This window comes from Paraburkholderia sp. BL18I3N2 (assembly GCF_003001875.1).
In the GTDB taxonomy this organism is placed as follows: Bacteria; Pseudomonadota; Gammaproteobacteria; order Burkholderiales; family Burkholderiaceae; genus Paraburkholderia; species Paraburkholderia phytofirmans.
Window position 1 is genome coordinate 385,442 of the sequence record NZ_PVNC01000007.1, and the last position, 16,092, is coordinate 401,533.

15 protein-coding genes and 2 tRNA genes are annotated in these 16,092 nt (G+C 64.6%); 11 read left to right on the forward strand and 6 right to left on the reverse strand.

The features are described from left to right. Positions 1-27: 27 nt before the first annotated feature. The 3 genes from B0G75_RS21535 to pncB all read right to left on the reverse strand — a co-directional run bounded on the left by B0G75_RS21535 (position 28) and on the right by pncB (position 3,533). Positions 28-1,458 carry a sodium:proton antiporter gene (locus B0G75_RS21535; RefSeq protein WP_106309916.1) on the reverse strand — a complete coding sequence of 477 codons (1,431 nt, stop codon included), beginning with the start codon at positions 1,456-1,458 and terminating at the stop codon, positions 28-30. Between the two features lie 74 nt (positions 1,459-1,532). Beyond that, complete coding sequence (locus B0G75_RS21540) at positions 1,533-2,195, reverse strand: lactate utilization protein C (protein WP_106309919.1); 663 nt, start codon at positions 2,193-2,195, stop codon at positions 1,533-1,535. 141 nt (positions 2,196-2,336) lie between these two features. Then, complete coding sequence (gene pncB, locus B0G75_RS21545) at positions 2,337-3,533, reverse strand: nicotinate phosphoribosyltransferase (RefSeq protein WP_012433907.1); 1,197 nt, start codon at positions 3,531-3,533, stop codon at positions 2,337-2,339. A 301-nt stretch (positions 3,534-3,834) separates the two neighbouring features. Between pncB and fdxA the strand changes: the two genes are divergently transcribed. The 8 genes from fdxA to B0G75_RS21585 all read left to right on the forward strand — a co-directional run bounded on the left by fdxA (position 3,835) and on the right by B0G75_RS21585 (position 8,646). Continuing rightward, complete coding sequence (fdxA, locus tag B0G75_RS21550) at positions 3,835-4,158, forward strand: ferredoxin FdxA (protein WP_012433908.1); 324 nt, start codon at positions 3,835-3,837, stop codon at positions 4,156-4,158. A 117-nt stretch (positions 4,159-4,275) separates the two neighbouring features. After that, positions 4,276-4,351, forward strand: a tRNA-Asn gene (locus B0G75_RS21555). A gap of 77 nt (positions 4,352-4,428) precedes the next feature. Next, positions 4,429-4,504: transfer RNA gene (locus B0G75_RS21560), tRNA-Asn, on the forward strand. 217 nt (positions 4,505-4,721) lie between these two features. Further along, complete coding sequence (locus tag B0G75_RS21565) at positions 4,722-5,198, forward strand: CreA family protein (protein WP_106310120.1); 477 nt, start codon at positions 4,722-4,724, stop codon at positions 5,196-5,198. 98 nt (positions 5,199-5,296) lie between these two features. Beyond that, a complete protein-coding gene (locus B0G75_RS21570) occupies positions 5,297-6,127 on the forward strand; it encodes an AraC family transcriptional regulator (protein WP_106310123.1) in 831 nt (276 codons plus the stop codon). Positions 6,128-6,503: 376 nt separating this feature from the next. After that, a complete protein-coding gene (locus tag B0G75_RS21575; protein ID WP_106309923.1) occupies positions 6,504-7,265 on the forward strand; it encodes an AzlC family ABC transporter permease in 762 nt (253 codons plus the stop codon). After that, positions 7,262-7,585 (forward strand): AzlD domain-containing protein, encoded by a 324-nt coding sequence (locus tag B0G75_RS21580; protein WP_106283783.1) that lies wholly within the window; start codon positions 7,262-7,264, stop codon positions 7,583-7,585. Before B0G75_RS21575 ends, B0G75_RS21580 begins: the two co-directional genes overlap by 4 nt. A 284-nt stretch (positions 7,586-7,869) precedes the next feature. Continuing rightward, positions 7,870-8,646: a DUF4088 family protein gene (locus B0G75_RS21585; RefSeq protein WP_012433913.1), complete on the forward strand. Its 777-nt coding sequence runs from the start codon at positions 7,870-7,872 to the stop codon at positions 8,644-8,646. Between the two features lie 495 nt (positions 8,647-9,141). On the opposite strand, the gene B0G75_RS21590 is transcribed toward B0G75_RS21585, so the two are convergent. The 3 genes from B0G75_RS21590 to B0G75_RS21600 all read right to left on the reverse strand — a co-directional run bounded on the left by B0G75_RS21590 (position 9,142) and on the right by B0G75_RS21600 (position 12,342). Then, positions 9,142-11,295, reverse strand: a complete 2,154-nt coding sequence (locus B0G75_RS21590; protein ID WP_106309926.1) for an ATP-dependent helicase — start codon at positions 11,293-11,295, stop codon at positions 9,142-9,144. Between the two features lie 234 nt (positions 11,296-11,529). Beyond that, positions 11,530-11,793 (reverse strand): hypothetical protein, encoded by a 264-nt coding sequence (locus B0G75_RS21595; protein WP_106309929.1) that lies wholly within the window; start codon positions 11,791-11,793, stop codon positions 11,530-11,532. A gap of 102 nt (positions 11,794-11,895) precedes the next feature. Then, positions 11,896-12,342 carry a hypothetical protein gene (locus B0G75_RS21600; protein WP_106309932.1) on the reverse strand — a complete coding sequence of 149 codons (447 nt, stop codon included), beginning with the start codon at positions 12,340-12,342 and terminating at the stop codon, positions 11,896-11,898. 316 nt (positions 12,343-12,658) lie between these two features. On the opposite strand from B0G75_RS21600, the gene B0G75_RS21605 reads away from it, so the two are divergent. From B0G75_RS21605 to B0G75_RS21615, 3 genes are all read left to right on the forward strand, one after another. Further along, positions 12,659-12,877: an RNA-binding S4 domain-containing protein gene (locus B0G75_RS21605; protein ID WP_011489423.1), complete on the forward strand. Its 219-nt coding sequence runs from the start codon at positions 12,659-12,661 to the stop codon at positions 12,875-12,877. Positions 12,878-13,157: 280 nt separating this feature from the next. Continuing rightward, positions 13,158-14,570 (forward strand): MATE family efflux transporter, encoded by a 1,413-nt coding sequence (locus B0G75_RS21610; RefSeq protein WP_012433917.1) that lies wholly within the window; start codon positions 13,158-13,160, stop codon positions 14,568-14,570. A 523-nt stretch (positions 14,571-15,093) separates the two neighbouring features. Continuing rightward, on the forward strand, positions 15,094-16,053 hold the full coding sequence (locus B0G75_RS21615; protein WP_106309935.1) for a bile acid:sodium symporter family protein: 960 nt from the start codon (positions 15,094-15,096) through the stop codon (positions 16,051-16,053). The last annotated feature ends 39 nt before the right edge of the window (positions 16,054-16,092 follow it).

The window sequence follows — 16,092 nt, forward strand, 5'->3', positions numbered from 1 at the left end:
AGCGCGTCGAGTTAGATTGCCTCGGCGTCAAAAAAAGAGCCAGCCGGTGACGAGGAAAAGCGGCAACAACACGACGGCTGACCAGCCTAGATACGCGAAAAAACCCGGCATGCGAACGCCGCGCGATTCCGCGATTGCCTTCACCATGAAGTTCGGCGCATTGCCGATATACGTGTTCGCGCCCATGAACACCGCGCCGGCCGAGATCGCCGCGAGCGTAGTGGCGCCGGTGGTCATGAGCGTCTGCGCGTCGCCACCGGCCAGGTTGAAGAACACGAGGTAAGTCGGCGCGTTGTCGAGAAACGAAGATAGCAGCCCGGTCGCCCAGAAGTACATCAGATCGTGCGGCTGGCCCGAGGCGTCGTTGACCAGATGGACGATGCCGGCGAACGCGCCCGCCTCGCCGGCGCGCAGAATCGTGATGACCGGCGCGATCGTCACGAAGATGCCGGCGAACAGTTTGGCCACTTCTTCGATCGGCGCCCAGTTGAAGTCGTTGCCCGCGCGAGCCGCGCGCGGCGTAAGCGCCAACGAGAGCAAGGTGACGCCGATCAGCGCGGCATCGCGCACGGCGTTTTGCAGCGCCACATGCGTGCCGAACACGTCGAATTCCACGCCCGGTTTCCACAGCCCGCTCATCAGCACGAGCGCGATCACCGCGGCGAGCAACACAAAATTGATTTTGCCGTCGATGCCGAGCAGCGGCGTGTCCGGCGTCGGATCGAGAAAACGCGAGCGCTCTTCTTCGCGCCGATGAAAGTAGTGCGAGTCCAGCGCATAGAACCCGATCAGCAGTACGCCGCAGACGAACAGCATCGGCAGCGCGAGATGCGTGGTGGTCCAGAAGAAACTCACGCCCTGCAGAAAGCCGAGAAAGAGCGGCGGGTCGCCCAGCGGCGAAAGCGAACCACCCGCGTTGGCCACGAGGAAGATAAAAAACACGACCACGTGAACGACGTGCTTGCGATTGTCGTTGGCGCGCAGCAACGGACGTATCAGCAACATGGCAGCACCGGTCGTGCCCATGATGCTCGCGAGCAAAGTGCCGAGCGCGAGGATCGCGGTGTTCAGGCGCGGCGTGCCATGCAGATTGCCGCGCACGCAGATGCCGCCCGCCACGGTGTAGAGCGCCGTCAGCAACACGATGAACGGTATGTATTCTTCGAGCAGCGCATGCACGAGTGTGCCGAATGCGGCCCTGCTACCGTAGTCGAGCGCGAACGGCACGAGAAACACCAGCGCCCACGCCGCAGCAATCTTGCCGAAATGGTGATGCCAGAACGCCGGCGCGATCAACGGAAATAGCGCGATCGACAGCAGCACGCCCGCGAACGGTAGTCCCCACAGCGCCGACAAGGTCGCGCCGTCGAGCCTGGCGGCCGACGCGAGCTGCGGCCAGCCGGCCAGCGCCAATGCAGCCGCGAGCGCCATGCCCGTCCAGGCGGCACGTCCTTTCATAGGTTTGAAGTCCTTGTTATTGATTGCGACCGCACGCTGGAGCACGCGTCCTGCGGCACGGCCGTGCTTGCCGCTCAGGCGCCCTGCACGACGATCACATGCACCCGGTAAGGCCCATGCGCGCCGAGCACGATGGTCTGTTCGATATCGCCGGTGCGCGAAGGCCCGGAGACGAAGTTGACCGCGCGCGGCAGTTCGCCGCGTTCCTTGCGGACCAGCGCGAACGCCTCTTCGTGACCCGAGACGATGCGAGAAGCCGGCACGATCGCAATGTGAGTTTCCGGAAGTAGACCGGCCGAGGCATAAGTTTCCGGGCCCGACAGCAGCACCAGTGTGCCGGTCTCGGCGGTCGCGCAGAAGCAGCCGGTGAGACCGACTACGTCGCCGTCTTGCGGCTTGCGAAATTCGACGGTGAGGCCGGCTTCCGCCCAATGCAGATCTTGCAGCGTTTGCCAGGCGATGGCCTGCAGCGGCAACGCATGCTCTGTGAGGTACCGGTGCGCCGCGGCCGGCACGTCGCCCAGTGCTTCAACCGAGTCCACCGTGGTCGCCATTTTTTGCGCTTCTTCAATGAAGTGCGCAACGAGGTCGGCTGGCATCTCCGGACGCGGGCCGGCAGGATGGCGCGCGAGATAGTCCGCGGCGGCCTCGCGCTCGGAAGCTGACGGCTCCGGCTCACGCCCTTGCGCCGCGCGGATGCGCGCCAGGATGTTGCGGCGTGCAATCGATGTGTCCATGTGCGAAATCCTCGTGTCGGCAGCCGTGCGATATGGCGAGAATTATACCGGCCACCCCGCGCGCGAACACCCTGGCCGAACGGCCTATTGCCGCGCATCGCACGCGCGGCATAAGCTACTGACAGCTAGCGATGAACCGCGTTACTTGGCCGCCTCTTCCTCGGGTTGCGCAATGCCGAACACCTGGCGCAGATAGGCGAGATAAGCCTTGTCTTCGCACATGTTCTTGCCTGGCGAGTCCGACAGCTTCGCCACCGGCTGACCGTTGCAGCGGACCATCTTGATGACGATCTGCAGCGGGTTATAGCCGAGGTCGTTGGTCAGATTCGTGCCCACGCCGAACGCCAGCTTGCAGCGGCCGCGGAAGCGCTCGTAGAGTTGCAGCACTTTGGGAATGTCGAGCGCGTCGGAGAACACGAGGATCTTGGTGCGCGGGTCGCAGCGATTCGCTTCGTAGTGCTTGAGCAGGCGTTCGCCCCAGTCGAACGGATCGCCGGAATCGTGGCGCGCGCCGTCGAACAGTTTGCAGAAGTACATGTCGAAGTCGCGCAGGAACGCCTCCATGCCGTACACGTCGGAGAGCGCGATGCCGAGGTCGCCGCGGTATTCCTTGGCCCACATTTCGAAGCCGTAGATCTGCGAATCGCGCAGCCGCGGACCGAGCGCCTGACACGCCTGCAGGTATTCGTGCGCCATCGTGCCGAGCGGCGTGAGGCTGTGCTTCATCGCGTAGAACACGTTGCTGGTGCCGGCGAACTGCTCGCCGAGGCCTTCCTTGAGCTTGAGGATCACCTCCTCGTGCCATTGCTTCGAGAAGCGACGGCGCGTGCCGTAGTCGGCGATCTTGCAGTCGGCGAATTCCGGACGCGCGCCGAGCAGCTGGATCTTGTCGACGAGGCGCCCGCGCCCTTCGCTGTAGTCCGGCTTTTGCTGCGTATTGCGGAAGTAGACTTCGTTGACGATCGCGAGCATCGGAATCTCGAACAGGATCGTATGCAGCCACGGTCCCTTGATCTCGATGTCGATTTCGCCATTGCCCTTGGGCGACGGTTCGATCGAAATGTATTTTTCGTTCAGATGGAACAGCGCGAGAAACTCGATGAAGTCGCCCTTGATGAAGCGCATGCGCCGGAGGTAGTCGAGTTCGTCGTCGGTGAAGCGCAGTTGGCAGAGCTTGCGCACTTCGTCGCGAATCTCGCCGATGTACGGTACGAGATCGACATTCGGCGTACGGCAGCGGAAGCGATACTCCACGTTCGCCGCGGGAAAGTGATGCAACACCACTTGCATCATCGTGAACTTGTACAGATCGGTGTCGAGCAGCGAAGTAATAATCATGATGGTGCGAACTGGACTGCGGAGAAACGGAAGGCCTGACACGAAGGCCCGACTCACCCATGCGCGACGGCACGCCCCGTGCGTACCGGCCTGACGCATGTTACCCGAATGCGCCGGTATTCAGCGCGCCGGCAGACTCCCGCGCCGGGCGCTCAGGGAAGCCGCCAGGCGGACGTCATAAACTAATCACGAAAACGTATAAACGGTCGTGCGCGATGCCGCATGTGCCTCTTGACGTTACGATACAATAGCGCTTTTGGCGTTTCCGCCTCCCCAGATACCGCATGCAGGAGCTGCCTGAATGACTCACGTTGTGACCGAAAGCTGCATCAAGTGCCGCTATACCGACTGTGTCGATGTGTGCCCGGTGGACTGCTTTCGCGAAGGTCCCAACTTCCTCGCGATCGACCCCGATGAATGCATCGACTGCGCCGTGTGCGTGGCCGAGTGCCCGGTGAACGCCATTTATGCCGAAGAAGACGTGCCGGGCGACCAGCAGAACTTCATCGAACTGAATGCCGAACTCGCGAAGAACTGGCCGAGCATCACCAAGACCAAGGCACCGCTGCCGGAAGCCGACGAGTTCAAGGACGTGAAGGAAAAGCTCGAGCTGCTCGCACGTTGAGCCTCGCTGCCTGTCGCGTCCGCAGTCGAATTCGAATGAAATCGAGATGAACGCAGGGTATTGACAGGCGCTTAAGCTGCTCCTACAATTTCGTTTCTCTGCTGTTTGTTGTTCTGTTCCTCGATAGCTCAGTCGGTAGAGCGCCGGACTGTTAATCCGTAGGTCCCTGGTTCGAGCCCAGGTCGAGGAGCCAAGAATTGCAAAAGCCCGTTAACCAAGACGGGCTTTTTTATGTAGATCAAGCTGTAGTTAATCAAGTTGTACTGCTGTTCCTCGATAGCTCAGTCGGTAGAGCGCCGGACTGTTAATCCGTAGGTCCCTGGTTCGAGCCCAGGTCGAGGAGCCAAAAAATTTGAAAGGCCCGCATCCGTGCGGGCCTTTTTCTTTTGCGCGCCACACGGTGCCAAACCGTGTCGCTCTGGTCAACGCCATGCTCGCGCCGCTACGACCGGCGCGTCGGCCGGATCGTCGGCCATCCGACCCGCCTGCCGTTATACGATGACGATTTCCCCGCGCACATCCCGCGCCCAATTCAGGCGCTCAATTTCCGGCAAGCTCATCCCATGAAACCCACTTTGTTGCGCATCTCGCTTGCGGCGGCTGCCGCCCTCCTGCTGCCTTCGGCGCATGGCGAAGAAGTCGGCAGCGTCAATACTAATTTCCGCGTCACGGGTTCCGACCGCGTGGTCGTCGAGGCCTATGACGATCCGGTGGTTCAAGGCGTGACTTGCTACGTGTCGCGCGCGCGTACCGGCGGCGTCAAGGGTACGCTCGGCATCGCTGAAGATCCAACCGAAGCGTCGATCGCCTGCCGGCAGGTCGGTGAAATCCACTTCACGGGTCCCGTGAAGAAGCAGGCCGACGTGTTCTCGGTGAGCATGTCGTTCATCTTCAAGTCGCTGCATGTGGTGCGGGTGGTCGACGCGAAGCGCAACTCGCTGGTGTATCTCACCTACAGCGACCGCGTGGTCAGCGGCAGCGCGAAGAACAGCGTGAGCGCCGTGCCGATGCCGGCCGGAACAACGATACCGCTCAAGTAGACACCGCCCTACGGCAAAACGCAGTCGGCCGACACATCAGCGCATGACGCGCCATGGTCGCGACGCGCTACACTGACCGGTCAAGCTGGACTTTCATGATGACTGCCGCACACCGTTTCCAGGATTCCGCCCGCTACTGGCGCACGCCGCTTCTGCCCGGCGCGGACCTGCTTACGGCCGAATATCACGATCACGAGTTCACGCCGCATTGGCACGATGCGTACACGATTCCAGTGATCGTGGCGGGCGCCGAGGGGTATCGGTATCTCGGTTCCGACTATGTCGCCGAAGCCGGCAGCGTACCCATCATCAATCCCGGCGAATTGCACACCGGCTCGAAGGCGGTCGAGGCGGGCTGGCGGTATCGCGTGATGTATGCGCCGGTGGATTTCATCCACGCGCTCGCCAACGAGGTCAGCGGCAAGCCTCAGGCGTTGCCGTGGTTTGCGCCCGGTGTGATCCGCGATCCCGATCTGGCCGCGCGGCTGGCGCACGCGCATCGTCTGCTGGAGACGGGCGGCGACGCGCTCGCCGCCGAAGCCGCCATGCTCGACGCCTTGTCCACGCTGCTGGTGCGCTATGCGCAAACGCAGCCGGCGCGTTCGCGCCTCGCCACCGACGACGCTCGCGTGACGATCATGCAGGAGCGCCTGACGGGCGACCTCGTCGAACCCGTCACGCTCGCTGAAGTGGCCCAGGTAGCGGGACTCTCGCCGTTCCACGCGGCGCGTCTTTTCACCCAGACCACCGGTCTGCCGCCTCACGCGTGGCGCAATCAGGTGCGCTTGCAGCGCGCGCTCGCGCCACTTCGCGCGGGCGTTTCCGTCACGGAGGTCGCCGCCGCCAGCGGCTTCACGGACCAGAGCCACTTCACGCGACACTTCAGGCGCATGTTCGGCGTGCCGCCCGGGCGGTGGCAGGGCGTGTGACGCGACGCGGGTGCGTGCGTTGTCGGCGAACTGCGCGTCCTGCAACCTCAAGCACTTCACCCGCACGACACCGACGCACGTGCGTACTTTGCCCGCGGCCTACCCCGCTCGGCCGCCTTGGCCATCCCATGTACTCGCAAGTACGCGAGCGGCTGCCTCTGGCGCGCCGCGGCTCGGACCAACCCAACCGCCAGACACGACGCCAACATCCACGTTACCGGCGACCTCCGCGTGCCACGTTATTTGCTCATTCCGGCCGCGTGGCATGACACGGCCTCGGGCGCGCCACCGCCGCATCGAACCATCGCCCATCCGCAAGAACGTACAAGCTCCGCCTGGCCACCGCCGCTATGCTTCCCGAATCAAGGAGGCTAGATTGACCCATTCCACCGCAGGCCGGCCCACGAGCCCAGGCCATTTCAAAGAGTTCACCGCCGGCGCGCGCGACATCATCCCGATGATGGTAGGCGCGGCGCCTTTCGGCGTCATTTTCGGCACCCTCGTCGCATCCGGCCCGCTGCATCTATGGCACGGCCAGTTGATGTCGCTCATCGTGTTCGCCGGCTCCGCGCAATTCATCGCGCTCGGCCTGATTGCCGGACACGCGAGTTTTGCCGTCGTCTGGGCGACCACGCTCGTCGTCAATCTGCGTCATGTGCTGTACAGCGCCACGCTCGCCCCGCACGTCGCGCATCTGCCGGCACGCTGGCGCTGGGTGCTCGGCGCGCTGCTCACCGACGAAGTCTTCGCCGTCGCGTGGGAACACTACCGGCATCGGGAGCCCGGCACGATCGGGCCGCATTACTTCTTCGGCGCCGGCTTGGCCATGTATCTGAACTGGCAGCTCTGGACCGTGGCCGGCTTGCTGTTCGGCGTGGCTTTCCCGGGCCTGCAATCGCTCGGCCTCGATTTTGCGATGGTCGCCACGTTCATCGCGATCGTCGTGCCGCAACTCGTCGCGCTGCGCTATATCGCGGCGGCCGTCACCTCGGGCATGCTGGCCTTCTTCTGGCAGGCGTGGCCGTACAAGCTCGGTTTGCTCGGCGCGGTGTTCGCGGGCGTGGCGATCGGCGTCCTGCTGTCGACGTCGCGGCCCAACCTGCGCGGCAACGGCAAAACGGCGGAGGCATCGCGATGAACTACGTCGTCCTGATTCTCGGCATGGCGGCGATCACGTGGGTGATCCGCGCCGCCGTCTTCGTGCTCGGCGACCGGCTGGTGTTTCCGCCGCTGGTGCGCACCGCGCTCGGTTTCGTGCCGGTCACCGTGCTGACCGCGATCATCGTGCCAATGGCGGTTGCGCCGCACGGCGGCGACGCCGAGCTGACCTGGCGCAATCCCCAACTGGTCGGCGCATTGGCCGCGGTGCTCGTCAGCGCGTTGACGCGGCGGCCGCTGCTGACCATCGCCGTCGGGCTGACGGTGTTTTTTGTCTGGCAATGCGTCGTGTTGAAATAGACACACGCGGCTTTCAACGTAGCGACAGCGTCGCCCGGCTCGCGCCATGCCTGCGCAAGCCGGGCGACACTTTCCTCTAAAGCGGGCGCCCCCGCCCCGCACTCCCTTAAGTTTCCCCACGATCCGCCGTTATGCAGTCGAGGTCCGCTCGTCGGGATACGTCCCGCTGGGTATGCGGCATCAGGCAGGAATCAAGCGCGCCGGCATCGAACGCCGCGTCTCCCATGGCCCGCGCGGCCGGGCGGTGTGGCGAGGCCGCGCGGCAGGACCAAACGGGATAACACATGGGTCAAATCACCCTCACGCTCAAAGACGAGACCATCGCGACGCTGCGCAAGGATTTCGACGCTTTTCTGCGGGTATCGCTGAAGCTCGATCCGCAGTTCGCGACGCCGTCGTTTGAGGATTTTTTGCGCGCCAAGCTGCTCGACAATATGGTGCCGCTGACCGAACACGCGGTTCAGCGGATGTTGCAGGGCGGCCAATACGCATGGGCCAAACGCACACTGGACAAGGAGTTTCCGGATGTCGTCGCGATTCTGATGCGGCAGGCGGGCGAGTTCGGCTTCGGCTTCGCCGCCCGCTCGGAATGGACGCCGGAGGAACTGGCCAAGCAGTGCCGCGACTGGGCGGCGGCGATCGTCAAGGAAGCGGAAGGCGACGCCGCGCTGATCGACCCGCTTGCCGCGCAGATCAAGAGCGCGGCGCAGGATATTCAGGCGCTCGAGGAAGTCATGCAGACGCCGGCGTGGCGGCTGGTGGAATCACTGCGTCAGCGCGTCTACGAGGCCAAGGTGGCGTGCGAAACGAGTGTGGGCAGCACGGCGCGCGAAAAGCTCGGCGAACTGCGCGGGCTGCTGCGGCTGGGTATTTCGCACGGCTCGTTCCAGAAGCAGGAAGCGCAGCAGATCATGGAGTTCCTGCGCCTGCTCAAGCCGGAAATTTTCGTGGAAGAGCCGTACGACGTGTTTTCGCGGATGGCGGCCTGGCTGCGCAATTTCTTCGTGCCGCCGCGTCCGGCGCCGCAGCAACAGCAGCAGCGGCAGTCGCAGCCGCGCTGAGGCTGAAGAGCTTCGGAAACCATCACTGAGTCCGGCAGCCAACAGCGGCGACCGTCCGCCGCTCGAAAGACGTTGCGCAGAACAACGGACCGGGCCGACGATCTAGCCGCGTCGTTTGGTCAGCGTGGGTCGCGTCTCGGCTGTCACGCACGGGAGCGCGCCGCCGCGCTCCCAATCCCACATTGTTCTGAGTTGCTCGCCGATCCCGGTCTCCGCCTGAGCGGCGGCAGCGCCCAGACGCCGTAGGCGCGCGGAACTGGCATGCCTTGGCCACACATTCCGTCGAAGAACAGCATTAGACGCGTCGCATTGATGCGCGCACCGTCGCGTTCTCAATCTCACATTTTCCTGAGTTTCGCGCCGATCCCGACCTTCGCCTGAACGGCGGCGCCCCGCCAGACGTCATAGGTGGGGCAGAACTCGCGCGCCTCGCCGCATATTGCATCGAACAGCGGCATCAGGTGCACGGCATCGAAGCGCGCGCCGCCGCCACTCTCAATCCCACATCTTCCTGAGTTTCGCGCCGATCTCGATCTTCGCCTGCGCCGCCGCAGCCAGCCCGGCCGGTGTCGGCGCGCTCGGCACCGGGACGCGCGGCCATGCATAGGCATCGAACAACGGCATCAGATGCGCGGGAATGAAGCGCGTGCGCGATGCCCACACATGACGATCGCCCATATGCGTCTGGTTGTGCACATAAAAGCGCTGCGGCACGACGATATGCAGGTCCTCTTTCGCGCGCGTCATCGCCACATAGAGCAGACGGCGCTCCTCGTCGATTTGCTCTTCGCTGCCGGCGCCGAGATCGGACGGAATGCAGCCGTCCACGCCGTTCAGCACGAACACGTTGCGCCACTCCTGCCCCTTCGCCGAATGGATCGTGGACAGGATCAGGTAGTCTTCGTCGATCAGCGGCACGCCGGATTCGTCGCTGGTGGCGTCGGGCGGGTCGAGCGTCAACTCGGTCAGAAACCGTTCACGCGATGCATACGTGCCCGCGATACTCTCCATCTGCAACACGTCCGCGTGACGGATCGCCGCGTCCTCGTGATTGCGCTCCAGGTGCGGCTCATACCAGCGGCGCACCATTTCGAACTCGGCGGGCCATGGCGTCTGGCGCCCGTAGACGCTCGACATCAGCTTGACGAACGGATGCCAGTCTTCCTGCGCCCGAGCCGGCGCGGTGAAGGCGGCCAGCGCGCCGCCGGCGGTGTCGGCGGGGTTGCCGCTGCCCGCGCGCGCGACGACCTCGTCGAGCACCCTGGCCGCGGTGGCCGGTCCCACGCCCGGCAGCAACTGCACGACACGAAAGCCGGCCACGCGGTCACGCGGATTTTCCGCCCAGCGCAACACGGCAAGCACGTCTTTCACGTGCACAGAGTCGAGAAACTTCAGCCCGCCGAACTTGACGAACGGAATGTTGCGCCGGGTCAGTTCGATCTCCAGCGCGGCGCTGTGGTGCGCGGCGCGGAACAGCACCGCCTGCGACTTCAGCTTCATGCCCTGCTCGCGCGCTTCCAGCACCTGCTCGACGATGTAGCGGGCTTGATCCGCCTCATCGGCGACCGTCACGAGGCGCGGCCGCTGCGCCGACGCCTTGTCCGTCCACAGATTCTTCGTGTAGCGCTCGCTGGCCAGCTCGATCACCGCGTTCGACGCCGCCAGGATCGGCGCGGTCGAGCGGTAATTGCGCTCGAGCGTGACCTGTTTGGCAGGCGGATCGAAATGCGCGGGGAAATCGAGAATATTGCGCACGGTCGCGCCGCGAAACGAATAGATCGACTGGGCGTCGTCGCCGACCACGGTCAGACCGCGGCCATCTGGCTTCAACGCGAGCAGGATGGCCGCCTGCAGACGGTTGGTGTCCTGGTACTCGTCGACCAATACGTGATCGAAGCGTCCCGACAGGTCGGCGGCGATGCCCGGCTCGGCGGCCATGTGCGACCAGTAAAGCAGCAGGTCGTCGTAATCGAGCACGCTCTGCTTCTGCTTCGCTTCAACGTATGACGCGAACAGCATGCGCAGATCGGCCTCCCATTCGCGGCACCACGGGAATGCCTTGTCCAGCACCTGACCGAGCGACGCGCCGGTGTTCACGACGCGCGAGTAAATGGTAAAGCACGTGCCTTTGGCCGGGAAACGCCGCTCCTTCGCCGACAAGCCGAGTTCGTGGCGCACGAGGTTCATCAGGTCGGCGGAATCCTCGCGGTCGTTGATCGTGAAGGCCGGCGCGAGGCCGATCAGATCCGCGTATTCGCGCAACAGCCGCGCGCCGACGCTATGGAACGTGCCCGACCACGTCAGCCCCTGCGCGAGCGCAGCTCGCGAACCGAGCGCCGCGCCGGCGATGCGCGTGACGCGCCGGGTCATTTCGAGCGCCGCACGGCGCGAAAAGGTCAGCAGCAGGATGCGGCGCGGATCGGCGCCCTTCACCACCAGATTGGCGACCCGGTGCGCAAGCGTATTGGTCTTGCCGGACCCGGCGCCTGCAATCACCAGCAACGCGCCGGACGGTGCGGTGGGCGTGTCGGCGCCGTAGTCGACCGCTTCGCGCTGGGCGTCATTGAGCTTCGCCAGCCAGGCGGCGGTGTCGGACGCGGAGGACGTCGGGGACGGCGAGGAAGGCGCGGATTCGGCGACGGAGAGCACGATTGATTTGGACGTTGGATGGATTCAGAGCGGCGACGCATACTGTATATCCATACAACCCGGGCCGACAAGCGCCCTTTTTTAGCCGGATGCGCTGTCCACGTTTTCACGCCTGCCGTGCGAGCGAACACGAACACAAAAAAATGGCTCGTCGCACGAATGCATACGAGCCATTTCGCAGGCACGACATCAAGACGCTCACGCGCCCCGCGTCAGCCACTGCCGCGAAGCCTGCTATTGCTTCTTCGCGTCCTTGACGTTTGCGTCGGCTTTGGCCTCGTCGGCGTCGGCCTGCGCATCGGTCTTCTTCTTGTCGGCCTTGGCCTGCGCGACCGAAGCCTTCTTGTCCGCCTTCGACTGTTCCTTGGCCGCCTTCTTATCGGCATGGGTGACCGGCGCCGCAGCCGGATCGCTAGCCTGCGCGAATGCAGCCGACGACAGGCAACCCGCGATCAACGCGGCGACAAGCGTGGTCTTCGTGGAATGTGCGATGCTCATTCGATACCTCCGTCGAATCGAAATGCCCGGACCCGAAAGTCCGGTGAAGCGGCGGTCGCGGCGGCTAACCGAGCCGCCACCCCGCCTGCTCAGAACTCGGCCTTAATGCTTGACGTCGGTGCCGTCCGACTGGTCGCCCGTCTGGCCTTGCATGTTCATCTTCATTTCGTTGTTGGCCGTCTGCTTATCCGCCTTCTGATTGATCTTGGCGTCGCGCACCTGCTCCTTGTACTGGACCTTGGCGGCCTTCTGCTGATCCTTCAGCTCCGCCTTGGAGGCCTTCTTCGACGCGCGATATTCGGCGTTAGCCTTCGCGTTGGCGTCGCGCTTCTGCACCAGCGGGTCGGTCGAGCCCGACGCCGTCAGACGCGTCGGCGCCGGCGTCACCGGTTGCACGCCTTGGGCGGCGGGCGCCGCGTCATTACTTTGCATCTGAACCTGCGGCTGGCCTTCCACGCCCGCTGCCGGTTGCGCGGTCTGTGCGAACGCGGCTGTCGAAGCAAGGGCCGTAAGGGCGGTACCGATCAGAAGCGTACGAATCTGGGTCATGGCTAATCCTCTCTAAGGTTGTTGTGACGCGGGCGGCCTGTCTGGCGCTGCGCATTTGAGCCCATATGAACGCGCTCTGCGTGCCTCGCCCGGTCTGCTCGCTGCCGGATAAAAATCCAGCAGGCTTTCCCTACTGACCTGAACTCTACGAGTGAAGTTTGTGTTTTACGACTGCCGTTACGGAACGTTTCACTTTCCGACAAACGCATAACATCTGCTTGCAGATGCTCACACGACGGCGGCGCACACCGCGAACTTCATCCAGGGCAAGCTTCTGGCTTATGATGCGAACCCTTTGCCTGAAGGTGCAAACGCCATGCCCAACCTTGATTTCACGCTCACCGGCGACTACGTCGAACTGCACAATCTCCTGAAGATAACGGGGCTGGCGGACAGCGGCGGTTCGGCAAAAATGATGGTGGCGGACGGTGCGGTTACCGTCGACGGCCGGGTGGAGACGCGTAAAACCTGCAAGATCCGCGCGGGACAGGTCGTGCTGCTCGGCGATACGCGGATTGCGGTTCACGAGGCCTGACTCGACGGGCTGATTCACGGGACTAACGCTCGGAACTGACGCACGGGCCGCAGTCCGAAAACTCGGAGGAACGGGCGCACCAAAATCGTGCCTATTCCATCGACATCGCCGCGCCTAAGCAATAAGCTGTCAGTTTCGACAAACCAACAATCGGCTGACACACCCGGCCGGCGGCTCCCTCGAGCATTCGCCGAGGCGCATCGAGCCGCTGCCCTCGCCACCGCTCGCGCGCTCGTCGCGCCGCCGTCGCGCTGTCGCCACTTCCGCCGCCAGGCGCTCCATGACTCAATCCGGCATCACTCGGGTGGCCGCCCGGCCGCCGACCCTGACCCGCCACGCGGCCGACACCGCGCGGCTCGCCGCGCCGCTCGCCATTGCGCAGCTCTCGCAGATGGCGATGGGCGTCACCGACACGATCTTGCTCGGCTCGCTCGGCCCCGACGCGCTCGCGGCCGGCGGCCTCGGCGCGAATCTGTTTTTCGTGGTGGTCACGCTGCTGCAGGGCGTGTTGACCTCCGTCAGCGTGAGCGTGTCGCACGCGCGCGGCGCCCAGGACGAAGGCCGCGTGCCGCACATCTACTGGACCGGCTTGGTGCTGTCGGTGCTGCTGTCGGTTCCGGCGTTCTTCCTGCTCTCGTTCGCCACGCCGATCCTGCTCGCTTTCGGCGAACCCGCGCTGCTCGCGCACAACGTCGGCGAATATTCGGCGGTGCTGCGCTGGGGCTCGCTCGGCAGCCTGATCGGGGTCGGCCTGATGCGTTCGTTTTTGCCGGCGATCGGCGCGGCCAAACGGCTTTTGTGGGTGTCGCTGGCGAGCGTCGGCGTGAACGGTTTTCTCAATTACGGCCTGATCCACGGCGCCTATGGACTGCCGCGACTCGGCTTTCTCGGCTCGGCGGCCGCGACCTCGATCACCGTCTGGCTGAGCGCGCTCGTGTTGATGGCGCTGCTGCATTTGCGCCCGCGCTATCGCCATTTCGTCGTCGCCACGCGGCCGAACGTGCCGCTGATGGGCGAACTGTTCGGCATCGGCTGGCCGGTCGCGATCACCTACGGCGTCGAGTCCACTCTCTTTCTCGCCACCGGCCTGATGGTCGGCCTGCTCGGCGAGTCGCAACTGGCCGCGCATCAGATCGCGCTGAATGTCGCCTCCGTAGCCTTCATGGTGCCGCTGGCGATCGGCCAGGCGGCCAATGTGCGCGTCGGCTTCTGGTCCGGCGCCGGCCAGCCGCTCGCCGCGCGCCACGCCGGTTTCGTCGCGCTCGCGCTCGGCGTCGCCTTCATGACGCTGTCGGGCCTCGTGCTGATCGCCGCGCCGCACTGGATCGTCGGCCTCTATCTGCATCTCGACGATCCGGCCAACGCGGCCACGGTCAAGCTCGCAAGTTCGCTGCTCGGCGTGGCGGCCATCTTCCAGATCGTCGATGGCATGCAGACGGTCGGCTCCGGCTGTCTGCGCGGCCTGAAAGACACGCGCGTACCAATGATCGCCGCCGCCTTCGGGTACTGGGCGATCGGTTTTCCGACCGGCTACACGCTGGCGTTTCACTTCGGGCTCGGCGCGCGCGGACTGTGGTGGGGACTCGCGGCCGGCCTCGCCAGCGTCGCGCTGCTGATGACGCTGCGCTTTCACAAACTGAGCCTGCGGCGCGTGCCGGCCGTGTCTGGCGCGTCGCCGGTCAAACCGGTTTGACGGTGGGTTAGAGGCGCCGTGCCGGCCGTGCCGGGCGGCTCGCGGATCAAACCCGTTCGACGCCGGGTGCCGGGTTAAAGGCGCCGTGCTGGCCGCGCCCGGCGGCTCGCGGATCAATCACGCGCAAAGTTACACCCGCAGCGCCATCAGACAGCGCAGGACCCGTTGTGAGCTAAATCCGCGTGAAGCCGAATCTGCGACGCGGTCCTGACACACTCGGCAGGCCATCGCCCACCCCAGGTAGAACGATGCGCGCCTGGTTGCACACGCAACTATAGACGCACGAGCAATTCGCGGCGAACGGTAAAATACCGTGTTCCGGCGTAGACACGCGCACCCGCACCCCCGCGCCGAAAACCCATTCGCGCGCCTCAAAAAGGCCAGCGCCGCCCGAAGGCCCATCGCCCGCCAACAAGGCTTGCCGCGTTCACGCGGCAGACTCCCGCAAGCGCGCCACCGCCGGTGGCGCGCCGCTCGACCGACCCTGCTTCTCGCGATAAAACACAATCAAGGACCACCAGTCATGCTTGCCCGCGTCACCCGTCTTTTCCCGCTCTGGGCCGTGCTCGTTTCGATTGCCGCTTACTTCTCGCCCGCGTCGTTCGCAGGCGTCGCGCCGCACGTCACCACGCTGCTGACGATCATCATGCTGGCGATGGGCGTCACCCTCTCCGTGGCCGATTTCCAGCGCGTCTTCACGCGGCCCGCGCCGGTGATCGCCGGCATCGTGCTGCACTATCTCGTCATGCCGCTCGCCGCCTGGGTGATCGCCAAGGCGCTGCGCATGCCGCCTGATCTCACTGCCGGCATGGTGCTGGTGGGCAGCGTGGCAAGCGGCACGGCATCCAACGTGATGATCTATCTGGCGCGCGGCGACGTCGCGTTGTCGGTGACGATCAGCGCGCTGTCGACGCTCGTCGGCGTGTTCGCGACGCCGCTGCTCACGCGTCTTTACGTGGACGCGTCGATCGCCGTCGACGTGCACGGCATGCTGATGAGCATTCTGCAAATCGTCGCGTTGCCGATCGTAGTCGGCCTGATCGTCAATCATCTGTTCGGCAAGGTCGTGCGCAAGATCGAACCGATCCTGCCGCTGATCTCGATGGTCGCGATCGTGCTGATCATCGGCGCCGTGGTGGGCGGCACGCAGAAGAGCATCGCGTCGGTCGGCCTCGTGGTGATGCTGGGTGTGGTGCTGCATAACGGCATCGGCTTGCTCGGCGGCTATTGGGGCGGCCGTCTGCTCGGCTTCGACGAAGCCGTGTGCCGCACGCTCGCGATCGAAGTGGGCATGCAGAACTCGGGTCTCGCCGCGACGCTCGGCAAGCTCTATTTCACGCCGATCGCGGCCTTGCCCGGTGCGCTGTTTTCGGTGTGGCACAACCTGTCGGGCTCGCTGCTCGCCGGGTACTGGGCAGGACGTCCCGCGAAAGGTTCGACGCATGTGGATGGCGGACAGGTGTTGAACGCCGAACGCGGGTAACAGGCAGGCCACGCGCGTGGCGCCTGTTTCAGGATCTCG

What these genes read in the sequence shown, in the direction of transcription:
- B0G75_RS21535 (WP_106309916.1), bottom strand. Translation starts at nt 1,458, where the DNA reads ATGAAAGGACGTGCCGCCTGGACGGGCATGGCGCTCGCGGCTGCATTG.
- B0G75_RS21540 (WP_106309919.1), bottom strand. Translation starts at nt 2,195, where the DNA reads ATGGACACATCGATTGCACGCCGCAACATCCTGGCGCGCATCCGCGCG.
- pncB (WP_012433907.1), bottom strand. Translation starts at nt 3,533, where the DNA reads ATGATTATTACTTCGCTGCTCGACACCGATCTGTACAAGTTCACGATG.
- fdxA (WP_012433908.1), top strand. Translation starts at nt 3,835, where the DNA reads ATGACTCACGTTGTGACCGAAAGCTGCATCAAGTGCCGCTATACCGAC.
- B0G75_RS21565 (WP_106310120.1), top strand. Translation starts at nt 4,722, where the DNA reads ATGAAACCCACTTTGTTGCGCATCTCGCTTGCGGCGGCTGCCGCCCTC.
- B0G75_RS21570 (WP_106310123.1), top strand. Translation starts at nt 5,297, where the DNA reads ATGACTGCCGCACACCGTTTCCAGGATTCCGCCCGCTACTGGCGCACG.
- B0G75_RS21580 (WP_106283783.1), top strand. Translation starts at nt 7,262, where the DNA reads ATGAACTACGTCGTCCTGATTCTCGGCATGGCGGCGATCACGTGGGTG.
- B0G75_RS21585 (WP_012433913.1), top strand. Translation starts at nt 7,870, where the DNA reads ATGGGTCAAATCACCCTCACGCTCAAAGACGAGACCATCGCGACGCTG.
- B0G75_RS21595 (WP_106309929.1), bottom strand. Translation starts at nt 11,793, where the DNA reads ATGAGCATCGCACATTCCACGAAGACCACGCTTGTCGCCGCGTTGATC.
- B0G75_RS21600 (WP_106309932.1), bottom strand. Translation starts at nt 12,342, where the DNA reads ATGACCCAGATTCGTACGCTTCTGATCGGTACCGCCCTTACGGCCCTT.
- B0G75_RS21605 (WP_011489423.1), top strand. Translation starts at nt 12,659, where the DNA reads ATGCCCAACCTTGATTTCACGCTCACCGGCGACTACGTCGAACTGCAC.
- B0G75_RS21610 (WP_012433917.1), top strand. Translation starts at nt 13,158, where the DNA reads ATGACTCAATCCGGCATCACTCGGGTGGCCGCCCGGCCGCCGACCCTG.
- B0G75_RS21615 (WP_106309935.1), top strand. Translation starts at nt 15,094, where the DNA reads ATGCTTGCCCGCGTCACCCGTCTTTTCCCGCTCTGGGCCGTGCTCGTT.